Genomic DNA, 14102 nt, shown 5'->3' with positions numbered 1-14102 from the left:
CAAAAAACCTATATACGAAAGTGAATAAAGCCGGTGATTCGCAAGGTGCGCCGCAGCTTTACGGCAACAGGGAAAATCTCGACAGAATGAGCGATACATCCGCGACGGAAAACGGCGTAAGCACCGAGTATGGCGCAGATTCCATCAAGGTTCTGAAGGGCCTCGATGCCGTGCGTAAGCGCCCCGGCATGTATATCGGCGATACCGACGATGGCTCCGGCCTTCATCACATGGTCTATGAAGTCGTCGACAACGCGATCGACGAGGCGCTTGCCGGTCATGCCGACATCGTCACCGTCACGCTCAATCCGGACGGCTCGGTAACCGTCACCGATAACGGCCGCGGGATTCCGACGGACATCCATACCGGCGAAGGCGTCTCGGCCGCCGAAGTCATCATGACGCAGCTTCATGCCGGCGGTAAGTTCGACCAGAATTCCTACAAGGTCTCCGGCGGCCTGCACGGCGTCGGCGTTTCCGTCGTCAATGCGCTTTCCGTCTGGCTGAAGCTGAAGATCCGCCGTCACGACAAGATCCATGAAATGAGCTTCACGCATGGCGTGGCCGATGCTCCGCTGAAGGTTACGGGCGAAGCGCCCAATGAGACCGGCACGGAAGTGAGCTTCATGCCGAGCACCGAAACCTTCACCATGACGGAATTCGACTACGGAACGCTGGAGCATCGTCTTCGCGAACTCGCCTTCCTGAATTCAGGCGTGCGTATCCTGCTGACCGACAAGCGCCATTCCGATATCAAGCAGGAAGAATTGCGTTATGACGGCGGCCTCGAGGCTTTCGTCGCCTATCTCGACCGCGCCAAGAAGTCGCTCGTCGACAAGCCGGTTGCCATCCGCGGCGAAAAGGACGGCATCACCGTCGAAGTCGCGATGTGGTGGAATGACAGCTACCATGAGAACGTACTCTGCTTCACCAACAACATTCCCCAGCGCGATGGCGGCACGCATATGGCCGGCTTTCGCGCGGCACTGACGCGTCAGGTCGTTTCCTATGCCGACAATTCCGGCATCACCAAAAGGGAAAAGGTGACGCTGCAGGGCGAAGATTGCCGTGAAGGACTGACGGCCGTCTTGTCGGTCAAGGTGCCGGATCCGAAATTCTCCTCGCAGACCAAGGATAAGCTCGTTTCCTCGGAAGTCCGTCCTGTTGTCGAAAGTCTCGTCAACGAGGCACTGAACACCTGGTTCGAGGAGCACCCCAGCGAAGCCAAGATTCTCGTCGGCAAGGTCGTCGAGGCAGCCGCCGCACGCGAAGCGGCCCGCAAGGCCCGCGAATTGACCCGCCGCAAGGGCGCGCTCGATATCGCCTCGCTGCCGGGCAAGCTTGCGGACTGCTCCGAACGTGATCCGGCAAAATCCGAAGTCTTCCTCGTCGAGGGTGATTCCGCCGGCGGCTCGGCCAAGCAGGGCCGTTCGCGCGAAAACCAGGCAATCCTGCCGCTGCGCGGCAAGATCCTGAACGTCGAACGCGCCCGTTTCGACAAGATGCTGTCGAGCCAGGAAATCGGCACGCTGATCACCGCGCTCGGCACCGGCATCGGCAAGGACGAGTTCAATGTCGATAAGCTGCGCTACCACAAGATCATCATCATGACGGATGCCGATGTCGACGGCGCCCATATCCGCACCCTGCTGCTGACCTTCTTCTTCCGCCAGATGCCGGAATTGATCGAGCGCGGCCATCTCTATATCGCCCAGCCGCCGCTCTATAAGGTCTCGCGCGGCAAGTCGGTGCAGTATCTGAAGGACGAAAAGGCGCTTGAGGAATATCTCATCAGCCAGGGCCTGGAAGATGCCGCGTTGAAGCTCGGCAGCGGCGAGGTCCGCACAGGCCAGGATCTGCGCGAGGTCATCCTCGATGCACTACGCATGCGCACCCTGCTCGACAATCTTCATTCCCGCTACAATCGTTCCGTTGTCGAACAGGCTGCCATCGCCGGCGCGCTCAACGCCGAGCTCGTTAGCGACCGGACAAGGGCGCTGGCGCTGGCAAACGAAGTGGCAGGCCGTCTCGATATCATTGCTGAGGAAACCGAGCGCGGCTGGCAGGGCGATCTGACCAGCGATGGCGGTCTGCGTCTCGAACGCATGGTCCGTGGCGTCAGGGAAATCGTCGTGCTCGACATGGCGCTGATCGGTTCCTCGGATGCCCGGCACATCGACCAGCTGACATCGCGCCTCAAGGAAATCTATCAGACGCCGCCGTCTCTGCATCGCCGCGAAGGCGATATCGAGATTTCAGGGCCGCGCGCTCTGCTCGATGCGATTTTCGCCAGCGGCCGTAAAGGCCTGACCATGCAGCGCTACAAGGGCCTGGGCGAAATGAATGCAGAACAGCTCTGGGAAACGACACTCGATCCGAATGTCCGCTCGCTGTTGCAGGTCAAGGTCAACGACGCCACAGATGCCGACGGCCTCTTCGCCCGGCTGATGGGTGACGAAGTCGAGCCGCGGCGCGAATTCATTCAGGATAATGCGTTGAGCGTCGCAAACCTCGATATCTGATTGAGCTTTAGAGAACAAAGAGCCCCGCTATCCCTGGATGGCGGGGCTTTTCTTTATTCTGACTTCTGCTTGGCTGAGCTTCGCGTCAGTCCGCGATGAAACGGCCGTTGAAGGCAACGTCAGAGAGCGGCTTGCGTTGGCTGGGGAATTCGCGCGCCTGATTGCGCTCGGAAAGGACGCTCTTGTCGGCCAGGCGACCGACGGCAACACCAGCCTCGACCCGGTAACCCTCTGGAATACCAAAGGTCTTTCTGATTTCCTCAAGCTTGATGCCGGCCATGCCATGGGCATAGAAACCGGAAAGGCGCGCCTGCAGCGCCAGATATCCCCAGGCAGTCCCTGTATCGAAGGAATGGGTGTAGCTCGGCTTTTCCTCAGCTGAGCCGGCAGCACCCGTAAAGGCGCGCGACACGACGAAGATCAGCGCCGAAGCGTTCTTCGCCCATTCCTGGTTGGCATCGACGAGCAATGCGACAAATTTTTCCCAATGCTCCGAGCCTTTGAGGGCATAGATGAACCGCCAGGGCTGATGGTTGGAGGAGGACGGCGCCCAATGGGCGGCGTCGAGGAGGCTGAGCAGCTGCGCTTCCTCGATGATTTCGCCGGTGAAGGCGCGCGGCGACCAGCGGTCGAGAAACATGGGATCGATCGGATATTGGGATTCGCGGTTGTTACTCTTCGTCATGCTTGTTCCAATGTTCGAGGCAAATAATTTGGGCTAGGCCGGATCAGTCCGTCCAGACGATGTCGAGTTCTTCGCGGAAAGCGAAGCGCTTCAGATGATCGTCGATGACGCCCTGCATCCTCGCCTGCTGAGCCGGGTCTGTAACGGAAAGCGTCATGGTCAGCGCCGCATCGTCGGCGGCAAACGTCACCTCGGCGGTATCGCTGAACGGCACTCGGCCCTTATGCGGATCGAAGTCGACGCTGAACTTGTGGCTCCAATGTTTGCAAAGCTGCTGTAGATAGCGGCTCGCATGTTCGGTGCGCACGACGGCCTTGGAGAGATGCATTTCGAGCTCCACGTTATCTTGTATATCGGAGTCATATTTCCTCCTTCGCCGGCTTGGCAAGCGCAGCGTCGTCGCAGTTTGGGTGCACAGACTGTCTCCATAAAAGCGGCCTTACGCGGGCGCCGAAGCAGGATATTGAACCGCTTCAGTGACATGGATCGGAGAAGTGCGCATGCTGGTGAACGGAAAATGGACGGAAGACTGGCAGCCCGTTCAGGCAAAAGACGAAAAGGGCGGCTTCGTCAGGCAGATCTCAAGTTTCCGCAACTGGGTCACGCCGGACGGCAGCGCCGGGCCGACGGGCGAGGGCGGCTTCGAAGCGGTCGCCGGTCGTTATCATCTCTATGTCGCCTATATCTGCCCCTGGGCCTCACGTGCCCTGATCGCTCGCAAGCTCAAGGGCCTCGAAGATGCTATCTCCCTTTCCGTCGTAGAACCGGTGCTGACAAAACAGGGTTGGCGCTTCGGCGATTATCCAGGCGCGACGCCGGATCATGTCAACGGCATGACCTACATGCATGAAATTTATAAGCAGGCGGCGCCGGATTTCACCGGCCGGGCCACCGTGCCGGTTCTCTGGGACAAGCAGAAGCAGACCATCGTCAACAATGAATCCGCCGATATTCTGCGCATGCTGAACAGCGGTTTTGGCGATCTGGCAAAGAATCCTATCGATCTTTACCCCGTGGAGAGACGGTCTGAGATCGATGCTTTCAACGACCGCATCTATCCCGCCCTCAACAACGGCGTCTACCGTTCCGGTTTCGCCACCACGCAGATCGCCTATGAAGAAGCCTTTGCCGATGTTTTCTCTTGCCTGGATTGGGTCGAACCGCAGTTCGGAAGCCGGCCTTTCCTATTTGCCGATCATCCCACGGAAAGCGATATCCGCCTTTTCGTGACGTTGGTGCGTTTTGACGTCGCCTATCACGGCATCTTCAAATGCAATCTGCGCCGGCTTTCCGACTATGCCAATCTGCGCGCTTTCTGCCGCCGCATGCTGGAGTGGCCCGGCATCGCCGAGACGGTGAACTTCGATCATATCAAGCGCGGCTATTATTCGATCGAAAGCCTCAATCCGACGAAGATCGTTCCTGTCGGTCCCGATCTTGCAGAAATTTTTTAGGGCATGAGGCCGGAATGTATAAGCGGTTCGGGAAGAAAATCCCCTGAATCGCGGAAAGCCGTACCGCTTCCCGGCAAAGCCGTAATGACACCGATGAATAATTCGTTCATAGGTGGCTGCAAATTCGTTTTCGATAAGGAGGAATTCCATGAAGCTGATGCGTGTTGGCGAAGCAGGCAATGAAAAACCCGCGCTTCTCGATGCCGATGGTAATATCCGCGATCTCTCCGGCCATGTCGCCGATATCGGCGGCGAAGCGATTTCGCCGGCCGGTCTTGCAAAGATTGCTGCGATCGATCCGAACAGCCTTCCGGAGCTTACTTCCGGCCGCATCGGCGCCTGCGTCGCGGGCACCGGCAAATTCATCTGCATCGGCCTCAATTTCTCTGACCACGCTGCCGAAACCGGTGCGACCGTGCCGCCCGAGCCGGTGATCTTCATGAAGGCGACCTCGGCCATCGTTGGTCCGAACGATACCGTGCGTATTCCGCGCGGCTCCGAAAAGACTGATTGGGAGGTCGAACTCGGCGTCGTCATCGGCAAGACTGCAAAATACGTCAGCGAAGCCGACGCGCTCGACTACGTCGCCGGCTACTGTGTTTCCCATGACGTTTCCGAGCGCGCCTTCCAGACGGAACGCGCCGGCCAGTGGACCAAGGGCAAGTCCTGCGACACCTTCGGACCGATCGGCCCGTGGCTGGTCACCAAGGACGAGATCACCGACCCGCAAAACCTCGGCATGTGGCTGAAGGTCAATGGCGAGACGATGCAGAACGGCTCGTCCAAGACCATGGTCTATGGTGTTGCCCACATCGTTTCCTATCTCAGCCAGTTCATGTCGCTGCATCCGGGCGATGTGATTTCCACCGGCACGCCTCCCGGCGTCGGCATGGGCATGAAACCGCCGCATTATCTCAAGGATGGCGACGTCGTAGAGCTCGGTATCGAAGGTCTCGGCAGCCAGAAGCAGGCCTTCGTAGCGGATCGTTAACCACGCTTCCTACTGAGAAACTTAAGTTTTCAGGTTGATCATGATGTCGGAGATCAATTCTCCGGCATTTCTTTTGTGGGTCTGGTTCGTTGATGTTGCTGTGCAACAAAAACCTGTTAGTTTGCGTTACGTGCCAGCGTTACGAAAAGATCAGACGCCGATCGACTGGCCTCGTCTTTTCGATGGAGAAAGGTGGCGCCTTCCATGTTTTATCAGCTTTATGAATTGAACCATGCCGCCATGGCGCCGTTTCGCGCCGCGGCCGATATCATGCGATTTGCCTATGCCAATCCGCTGAACCCGTTCTCCCATACGCCGTTCGGCCGGACGATGGCGGCAAGTCTCGAAATGTTCGAGCGCACGACCCGCCGCTATGGAAAACCGGAATTCGGACTGAAGCAGACGACGATCGGTGACCAGACGGTTTCCGTCCGCGAAGAAATCATCTGGTCGCGACCCTTCTGCAATCTCCTGCATTTTGCGCGCAATGTTCCCGCCGCGCGCAGCAATGATCCGCGCATCCTGATCGTCGCGCCGATGTCCGGCCACTATGCCACGCTGCTGCGCGGCACGGTCGAGGCGCTGCTGCCGAGCGCCGATGTCTACATCACCGACTGGATCGATGCCCGCATGGTGCCGATGACGGAAGGCACGTTCGACTTCGACGATTACGTCGACTACGTCATCGAGATGCTGCATTTCCTCGGTCACGACACGCATGTCATCGCCGTCTGTCAGCCGTCCGTTCCGGTGCTGGCAGCCGCTGCGGTGATGGAGGAAGCCAACGATCCGCTTTCGCCGTCGTCCATGACGCTGATGGGCGGCCCGATCGACACGCGCATCAATCCGACAGCGGTCAACAAGCTCGCTCAGGAGCGGTCGCTGCAATGGTTTTCCGACAATGTCATCATGAACGTGCCGTGGCCGCAGCCCGGCTTCATGCGCCCGGTCTATCCAGGATTCCTGCAGCTTTCGGGCTTCATGTCGATGAACCTCGATCGCCACGTCGTCGCGCACAAGGAATTCTTCATGCATCTCGTGAAGAACGACGGCGAACCTGAAAAGCATCGCGATTTCTACGACGAATATCTCGCCGTCATGGATCTGACCGCCGAATTCTATCTGCAGACGGTGGAGCAGGTCTTCATGAAGCATTCGTTGCCGAAGGGTGAATTGATGCATCGCGGCAAACGGGTCGATCCCGCGGCAATCCGCAAGGTGGCGCTTCTGACCGTCGAAGGCGAAAATGACGACATCTCGGGAGTCGGGCAGACCAAGGCGGCGCAGACCATCTGCGTGAATATTCCCGACGATATGCGCATGCACTATCTCCAGCCGGATGTCGGCCATTACGGCGTTTTCAACGGCTCGCGTTTCCGCCGCGAGATCGCGCCGCGCATCGTCAACTTCGTCCGCCAGCATTCCCGTTCCGTCGTCAAGCCGACGATCCCGCGCGTCATCAAGGGCGGCCGAACGGCCTGATTTATGGATCGCTGAATTAGCAAAACGGATTCAAGGCCTTGTCCGATTTCGTGGGCAATCGTCTTGAAGGCACCTATTGCGGTAACCACATCGATTTCAGCGTTCGGTATTCTGCCGGGCGCGGAAAGCGAGGATACCCGCACGATGAACCAGTCAGCATTGCTTCGACCGGATTGGACTCCGGCTACCATTGCCCTGATGATTCTCGGCTTCATGGTTTTCTGGCCTCTGGGTCTGGCCATGCTAGCCTATATCATCTTCGGCGAGCGTCTGCGCGGCTTCAAGCGCGACGTTAACCAGGCGACCGATGGCTTCTTTGCCTCCTGCCGCCGCCCGAACGGCCGTCACCGCTCGCATTTCTCGACCGGCAACGTCGCCTTCGACGACTGGCGCAAGGCCGAGATCGACCGGATCGAGGAAGAGCGCCGCAAGCTCGACGAGATGCGCGAGGAATTCGATGCTTACATGCGCGAACTTCGCCGCGCCAAGGACCAGGAAGAGTTCGATCGCTTCATGCGTGACCGCAAGAACAACAAGCGTGACGACAACGGCCCGGTTGCAGAATTCCAGACGCCCTGAAGGCATAGGCAATGATTTGATGACCGGCATCCCACCGATGCCGGTTTTTCCATGTCTGCCTGCCGGCGAATCGTATAGAAAACACCCATGTTTCCGCTTCTGAAGACACGGCCCAAGACGCGAAAGCCGGCTCCGCCCGAAACGCGGACGCTCGATGTTGCCGGCCGGCCCATGCCTCTGACCATCAAGCAGCATGACCAGGCAACCCGCATTACGCTGCGCATCGAACCGGGCGGACGGGCCTTGAAGATGACCGTGCCGAGAGGCCTTGCGGCGCGCGAGGTCAATGCCTTCCTCGATCGGCACCAGGGCTGGTTGCTCACCAGGCTCGCCAAGTTTTCGACCGATACCGGCCTGCGCGACGGCGGCAAGATCCTCTTGCGCGGCGTTTCCCATCGCATCGAGCACACCGGCAGCCTGCGCGGCTTGACGGAGGTTGTCTCTCTGGACGGTGGCCCTGTGCTCCGCGTCAGCGGTATGCCGGAGCATGTCGGACGGCGTATCGCGGCCTTTCTCAAGAAGGAAGCGCGCGCCGATCTCGAGAGACTTGCGGCGATGCATGCCGCAACGATCAGAGCGCCGATCCGCTCGATCTCGATGAAGGATACCCGCAGCCGGTGGGGTTCGTGCTCTTCGGAAGGTAACTTGAGTTTCTCCTGGCGCATCGTTATGGCGCCGCCCTCGGTGATCGATTATCTCGCCGCCCACGAGGTCGCCCACCTCAAGGAAATGAACCATGGCCCGCGCTTCTGGTCGCTTTGCAAGAAGCTTTGCCCCGGCATGGAGGAAGCGAAATCCTGGCTGAAGCGGCACGGCAGCCAGTTGCACGCCATTGATTTCGACTGACCGGCGTCGGCGCTAAATGCAGCCTGGCACGCAAATTGGCTCGACTCTTGCCGCATTTCGTGTCACTTCGCTGCCATGAAACCGGATATCAAGATCTGCGGCTTGAAGACGCCAGAAGCGATCGATCGCGCGCTGAAACGCGGCGCGACCCACATCGGTTTTATCTTCTTCGAAAAGAGCCCGCGTTATATCGAACCGGACCTGGCGGCAAAACTTGCCGAGCCTGCCCGTGGCAAGGCGAAGATTGTCGCCGTCGTCGTCGATCCCAGCAATGACGACCTGGACGAGATCGTCTCGCTGCTGAAGCCGGACATGCTGCAGCTTCACGGCAATGAGAGTCCCGAACATGTGCTGACCATCAAGGCGCTCTATGGTCTGCCTGTCATGAAAGTGTTTTCGGTGCGAACCGCCGACGATCTGAAGCGCGTCGAGGCCTATATCGGCATCGCCGACCGTTTCCTCTTCGATGCGAAGCCGCCGAAGGGTTCGGAACTGCCCGGCGGCAATGGTATTTCCTTCGACTGGAGCCTTCTCGGCTGGCTCGATGGCAGCATCGACTACATGCTGTCCGGCGGCTTGAACAAGGACAATGTCGCGGATGCGCTGTTGATCACCAAAGCGCCTGGTATTGACGTCTCCTCAGGCGTCGAAAGCGCGCCTGGTGTGAAGAGTGTCACGATGATCGATGAATTTTTCGATGCGGTCGAAAAGGCGGATGCGCCTGTCATGGCCTCAGGGAGTTGAGAGTGAACGAAACGCCTAAACCGAATTCCTTCCGTTCCGGCCCCGACGAAGACGGCCGTTTTGGCATTTATGGCGGTCGTTTCGTTGCCGAAACGTTGATGCCGCTGATCCTTGATCTGCAAGACGAATGGAACAAGGCGAAGAACGATCCGGAATTCCAGGCGGAATTGAAGCATCTCGGCGCGCATTACATCGGCCGCCCGAGCCCGCTCTATTTTGCCGAGCGGCTGACAGCCGAACTCGGCGGCGCGAAGATTTATTTCAAGCGCGAGGAGCTGAACCATACCGGTTCGCACAAGATCAACAATTGCATCGGCCAGATCCTGCTTGCCAAGCGCATGGGCAAGACGCGAATCATCGCAGAAACCGGCGCCGGCCAGCATGGCGTTGCCTCCGCAACCGTTGCCGCCCGCTTCGGTCTTCCCTGCGTCGTCTATATGGGTGCGACCGACGTCGAGCGTCAGGCGCCGAACGTTTTCCGCATGAAGCTGCTCGGCGCCGAGGTCAAACCGGTCACGGCCGGCAGCGGCACGCTGAAGGACGCCATGAACGAAGCGCTTCGCGACTGGGTCACCAATGTCGAGGACACCTATTACCTGATCGGAACGGCCGCCGGCCCGCATCCCTATCCTGAGATGGTCCGTGACTTCCAGTCGGTGATCGGCACCGAAGCGAAACAGCAGATGCTGGCTGCAGAAGGCCGCCTGCCGGATCTCGTCGTTGCGGCTGTCGGCGGCGGTTCGAACGCTATCGGCATCTTCCATCCCTTCCTCGATGACCCCACCGTCAAGATCGTCGGTGTCGAAGCCGGCGGCAAAGGCCTGCAGGGCGACGAACATTGCGCGTCGATCACCGCCGGTTCGCCGGGCGTGCTGCACGGCAACCGTACCTATCTGCTGCAGGATGGCGACGGTCAGATCAAGGAAGGCCATTCGATTTCAGCCGGTCTCGATTATCCCGGCATCGGCCCTGAACATTCCTGGCTGAGCGATATTGGCCGCGTCGAATATGTGCCGATCATGGACCACGAAGCGCTCGAGGCCTTCCAGACCCTGACCCGCCTCGAAGGCATCATCCCGGCGCTCGAGCCCTCGCATGCGATTGCCGAGGTCATCAAGCGCGCGCCGAAGATGGGCAAGGACGAGATCATCCTGATGAACCTCTCCGGCCGCGGCGACAAGGATATCTTCACCGTCGGCAAGATTCTGGGAATGGGACTGTAAGACATGACCGCACGCATGGACAAACGCTTTGCCGAGCTGAAGGCCGAGGGCCGTCCGGCGCTTGTGACCTATTTCATGGGCGGCGATCCTGATTACGATACCTCTCTCGGCATCATGAAGGCGCTGCCGGAAGCGGGCTCCGATATCATCGAGCTCGGAATGCCCTTTTCCGATCCGATGGCTGACGGCCCGGCGATTCAGCTGGCCGGTCAGCGCGCCCTGAAAGGTGGCCAGACGCTGAAGAAGACGTTACAGCTGGCAGCTGATTTCCGCAAAACCGACGATACGACGCCGATCGTGATGATGGGCTACTACAATCCCATTTATATCTATGGCGTCGAGAAATTCCTCGACGACGCACTCGCCGCCGGCATCGACGGCTTGATCGTCGTCGACCTGCCGCCTGAGATGGATGACGAACTCTGCATTCCGGCGATCCGCAAAGGTATTAATTTCATCCGCCTGGCGACGCCGACGACGGATGAGAAGCGGCTGCCGAAGGTTCTGAAGAACACGTCCGGTTTCGTCTATTACGTCTCCATGAACGGCATCACCGGTTCGGCACTGCCCGATCCGTCGCTGGTTTCGGGCGCTGTGGAGCGCATCAAGCAGCACACCGAATTGCCGGTCTGCGTCGGCTTCGGCGTCAAGACGGCGGAGCATGCAAAGGTCATCGGCGGCTCGGCAGATGGCGTCGTCGTCGGCACCGCCATCGTCAATCAGGTCGCAACCAGCTTGACGAAGGACGGAAAGGCGACGGCGGACACGGTTCAGGCGGTCGCAACGCTGGTGCGCGGCCTTTCCTCGGGAACACGCTCGGCGCGCCTTGTTGCTGCCGAATAGTTTTCCCACATTGGCGCTATTCAACCAGGAGAATTCGAGTTGAACTGGATCACCAACTACGTTCGCCCGCGGATCAATTCCATGCTGGGCCGTCGCGAAGTGCCGGAGAACCTTTGGATCAAGTGCCCGGAAACGGGCGAAATGGTTTTCCATAAGGACCTGGAAGGCAACAAGTGGGTCATTCCAGCGTCCGGTTATCACATGAAGATGCCGGCCAAGGCCCGCCTTGCCGACCTTTTCGACAACGGTGAATACGAATCCCTGCCGCAGCCGAAGGTCGCCCAGGACCCGCTGAAGTTCCGCGATTCGAAGAAATATAGCGATCGTCTGCGCGACAGCCGTCTGAAGACCGAACAGGAGGATACGATTCTCGCCGGTCTCGGAAAGGTGCAGGGGCTGAAGCTCGTTGCCGTCGTGCACGAATTCAACTTCATCGGCGGTTCGCTCGGCATGGCGGCCGGCGAGGCGATCGTCAGGGCTTTCGAGCGCGCGACGTCCGAAAAGTGCCCTTTGGTGATGTTCCCTGCTTCCGGCGGCGCACGCATGCAGGAAGGCATTCTCTCGCTGATGCAGCTGCCGCGCACGACGGTTGCCGTCGACTTGCTGAAGGAATCCGGCCAGCCCTATATCGTCGTGCTGACCAACCCGACGACCGGCGGCGTCACGGCCTCCTACGCCATGCTTGGCGATATCCATCTGGCCGAGCCCGGAGCTGAAATCGGCTTTGCCGGCAAGCGTGTGATCGAGCAGACGTTGCGCGAAAAGCTGCCCGAGGGTTTCCAGACCTCTGAATACCTGCTGGAACATGGTATGGTCGATATGGTCGTCAAGCGGCACGATATTCCGGAAACATTGGCCCGCCTCCTGAAGATCCTGACGAAGAAGCCGGTTTCGGCGGCGAACGACATGAATGGCGGCGCGATCGCCCTGGCGGCGAGCGCCTGATAATCGATAAGCAGGCGGGGTGCTGAATTGATACCCAGAGGCCAAACCGCGGTGAGTGAGGCTGCGCAAGAGATCGACAAGCTCATGGGATTGCATCCCAAGGGGTTCGATCTGTCGCTCGATCGCATCACCCGTATTCTCGAGCAACTCGGCAATCCGCACCGGAAACTGCCGCCGGTGATCCATGTCGCCGGCACCAATGGCAAGGGATCCGTCACCGCCTTCTGCCGCGCACTGCTCGAAGCCGGCGGCTACAGCGCCCATGTCCACACCTCTCCGCATCTCGTCAATTGGCACGAGCGCTATCGCATCGGTGTGGCGGGCGGCCGCGGGCAACTCGTGGACGACGCCGTCTTTGCCGAGGCCCTGCGTCGCGTCGCCGATGCCAATGCCGGACAGCACATCACCGTTTTCGAAATCCTGACCGCGGTCACCTTCATCCTGTTTTCCGAACATCCGGCCGATGCCGCGATCATCGAAGTCGGTCTCGGCGGCCGATTTGACGCGACCAATGTCATTTCCGATCCGGCCGTCTCGGTGATCATGCCGATCTCGCTGGATCATCAGCCTTATCTTGGCGACAGAGTCGAACTGATCGCAGCCGAAAAGGCCGGCATCATGAAGCCGGGATTGCCCGTTGTCATCGGTCATCAGGAATATGATGCAGCGCTCGACGTCCTGATGTCGACGGCCGAACGGCTGCATTGCCCGAGCGCCGTGTTCGGGCAGGATTTCATGGCGCATGAGGAATATGGCCGTCTCGTCTATCAGGACGAATTCGGTCTTGCCGACCTGCCGCTGCCGCGCCTTCCCGGTCGCCATCAATATGCCAATGCCGCCGCCGCGATTCGTGCCGTCAAGGCGGCAGGTTTCACCGTCACCGAGACGATGATGGAAAAGGCGATGAGCTCTGTGGAATGGCCGGGCCGGCTGCAGCGACTGAGCGAGGGCCGGCTGCTGGCGCATGCTCCCGCCGGCGCCGAGATCTGGATCGATGGCGGGCATAATCCTGGTGCCGGCGAAGTGATCGCCGAAGCCATGGCCAATTTCGAGGAGCGCCAGCCGCGGCCGCTTTTTCTCATTATAGGCATGATCAATACCAAGGATCCGGTCGGCTATTTTAGGGCCTTCACCGGATTGGTCGAGAAAGTTTTCTGCGTGCCGATCCGCGGCAGCGAAGCGATGATCGATCCCGTGATATTGTCGAATGCCGCTTACGATGCCGGCTTGGTTGCCGAACCGATGTCGACCGTCGGCGATGCGCTGGAAGCCATCAAAACCGCCCTCGATCCGGAGGCATTGCCGCCGCGCATCCTGGTCGGCGGCTCTCTCTATCTCGTCGGCGATGTGCTTGCCGATAACGGCACGCCCCCGAAATAAGGAATAAACGAAAAAAGCCCGGTCGAAGCCGGGCTTTTTCATGGGATATCAATAAGCGATATCGATCAGGCGGCGTTCGAAATCCAGTTCGAAAGAGCCGTCTTCGGCTTGGCGCCGACAGAGATGTCGGCAACTTCGCCGCCCTTGAAGATCGCAAGGGTCGGAATGGAGCGCACACCGAACTGTGCAGCGAGTTCCGGATTCTCATCGATATTGAGCTTGGCGACCTTGACCTTGCCTTCCATCTCGACGGCGATTTCTTCGAGGCTCGGCGCAATCATCTTGCACGGGCCGCACCACTCAGCCCAGAAATCGACGACGACGGGTTCTGCAGATTCCAGAACTTCCGACTGGAAGTTATTGATATCGACTTTCACGGTAGCCATAGGCTGCTCCTTTAACGGAATT

14 protein-coding genes are annotated in these 14102 nt (G+C 59.3%); 11 read left to right on the top strand and 3 right to left on the bottom strand.

Features of this window, described 5'->3' with window-relative positions:
- The first annotated feature begins 86 nt into the window (after positions 1–86).
- Positions 87–2522: a DNA topoisomerase (ATP-hydrolyzing) subunit B gene (gyrB, locus tag EFQ99_RS13405; RefSeq protein ID WP_126921519.1), complete on the top strand. Its 2436-nt coding sequence runs from the start codon at positions 87–89 to the stop codon at positions 2520–2522.
- A gap of 85 nt (positions 2523–2607) precedes the next feature.
- Here the strand turns inward: gyrB and EFQ99_RS13400 are convergent, their stop codons facing one another.
- Together EFQ99_RS13400 and EFQ99_RS13395 are read right to left on the bottom strand one after the other, a co-directional pair.
- Positions 2608–3207, bottom strand: a complete 600-nt coding sequence (locus EFQ99_RS13400; protein WP_126921518.1) for a nitroreductase family protein — start codon at positions 3205–3207, stop codon at positions 2608–2610.
- 43 nt (positions 3208–3250) lie between these two features.
- On the bottom strand, positions 3251–3535 hold the full coding sequence (locus tag EFQ99_RS13395) for a DUF2218 domain-containing protein (protein ID WP_126921517.1): 285 nt from the start codon (positions 3533–3535) through the stop codon (positions 3251–3253).
- 172 nt (positions 3536–3707) lie between these two features.
- Between EFQ99_RS13395 and EFQ99_RS13390 the strand changes: the two genes are divergently transcribed.
- From EFQ99_RS13390 to EFQ99_RS13345, 10 genes are all read left to right on the top strand, one after another.
- Positions 3708–4661: a glutathione S-transferase family protein gene (locus EFQ99_RS13390; RefSeq protein ID WP_126921516.1), complete on the top strand. Its 954-nt coding sequence runs from the start codon at positions 3708–3710 to the stop codon at positions 4659–4661.
- A 148-nt stretch (positions 4662–4809) separates the two neighbouring features.
- Positions 4810–5652: a fumarylacetoacetate hydrolase family protein gene (locus tag EFQ99_RS13385; protein ID WP_126921515.1), complete on the top strand. Its 843-nt coding sequence runs from the start codon at positions 4810–4812 to the stop codon at positions 5650–5652.
- Between the two features lie 204 nt (positions 5653–5856).
- Positions 5857–7134, top strand: coding sequence for a polyhydroxyalkanoate depolymerase (locus EFQ99_RS13380; protein WP_126921514.1), 1278 nt, complete (start codon positions 5857–5859; stop codon positions 7132–7134).
- A 144-nt stretch (positions 7135–7278) separates the two neighbouring features.
- On the top strand, positions 7279–7713 hold the full coding sequence (locus tag EFQ99_RS13375) for a DUF2852 domain-containing protein (protein WP_126921513.1): 435 nt from the start codon (positions 7279–7281) through the stop codon (positions 7711–7713).
- A gap of 87 nt (positions 7714–7800) precedes the next feature.
- Positions 7801–8559, top strand: a complete 759-nt coding sequence (locus tag EFQ99_RS13370) for a M48 family metallopeptidase (RefSeq protein ID WP_126921512.1) — start codon at positions 7801–7803, stop codon at positions 8557–8559.
- Between the two features lie 75 nt (positions 8560–8634).
- On the top strand, positions 8635–9303 hold the full coding sequence (locus EFQ99_RS13365) for a phosphoribosylanthranilate isomerase (RefSeq protein ID WP_126921511.1): 669 nt from the start codon (positions 8635–8637) through the stop codon (positions 9301–9303).
- 2 nt (positions 9304–9305) lie between these two features.
- On the top strand, positions 9306–10526 hold the full coding sequence (gene trpB / locus EFQ99_RS13360) for a tryptophan synthase subunit beta (RefSeq protein WP_126921510.1): 1221 nt from the start codon (positions 9306–9308) through the stop codon (positions 10524–10526).
- A 3-nt stretch (positions 10527–10529) separates the two neighbouring features.
- Entirely contained in the window at positions 10530–11369 is an 840-nt protein-coding gene (gene trpA, locus EFQ99_RS13355) for a tryptophan synthase subunit alpha (protein ID WP_126921509.1), read from the top strand.
- Between the two features lie 39 nt (positions 11370–11408).
- On the top strand, positions 11409–12314 hold the full coding sequence (gene accD / locus EFQ99_RS13350) for an acetyl-CoA carboxylase, carboxyltransferase subunit beta (protein WP_126921508.1): 906 nt from the start codon (positions 11409–11411) through the stop codon (positions 12312–12314).
- A gap of 27 nt (positions 12315–12341) precedes the next feature.
- Complete coding sequence (locus EFQ99_RS13345; RefSeq protein ID WP_208722752.1) at positions 12342–13694, top strand: bifunctional folylpolyglutamate synthase/dihydrofolate synthase; 1353 nt, start codon at positions 12342–12344, stop codon at positions 13692–13694.
- Positions 13695–13759: 65 nt separating this feature from the next.
- Here EFQ99_RS13345 and trxA read toward each other — a convergent pair whose 3' ends face one another.
- Positions 13760–14080: a thioredoxin gene (gene trxA, locus EFQ99_RS13340; protein WP_008528748.1), complete on the bottom strand. Its 321-nt coding sequence runs from the start codon at positions 14078–14080 to the stop codon at positions 13760–13762.
- Positions 14081–14102: the final 22 nt, after the last annotated feature.

The organism is Rhizobium vallis (genome assembly GCF_003985155.1).
Taxonomy (GTDB): domain Bacteria; phylum Pseudomonadota; class Alphaproteobacteria; order Rhizobiales; family Rhizobiaceae; genus Rhizobium; species Rhizobium vallis.
This window is presented reverse-complemented; position numbering and strand designations above follow the sequence as displayed.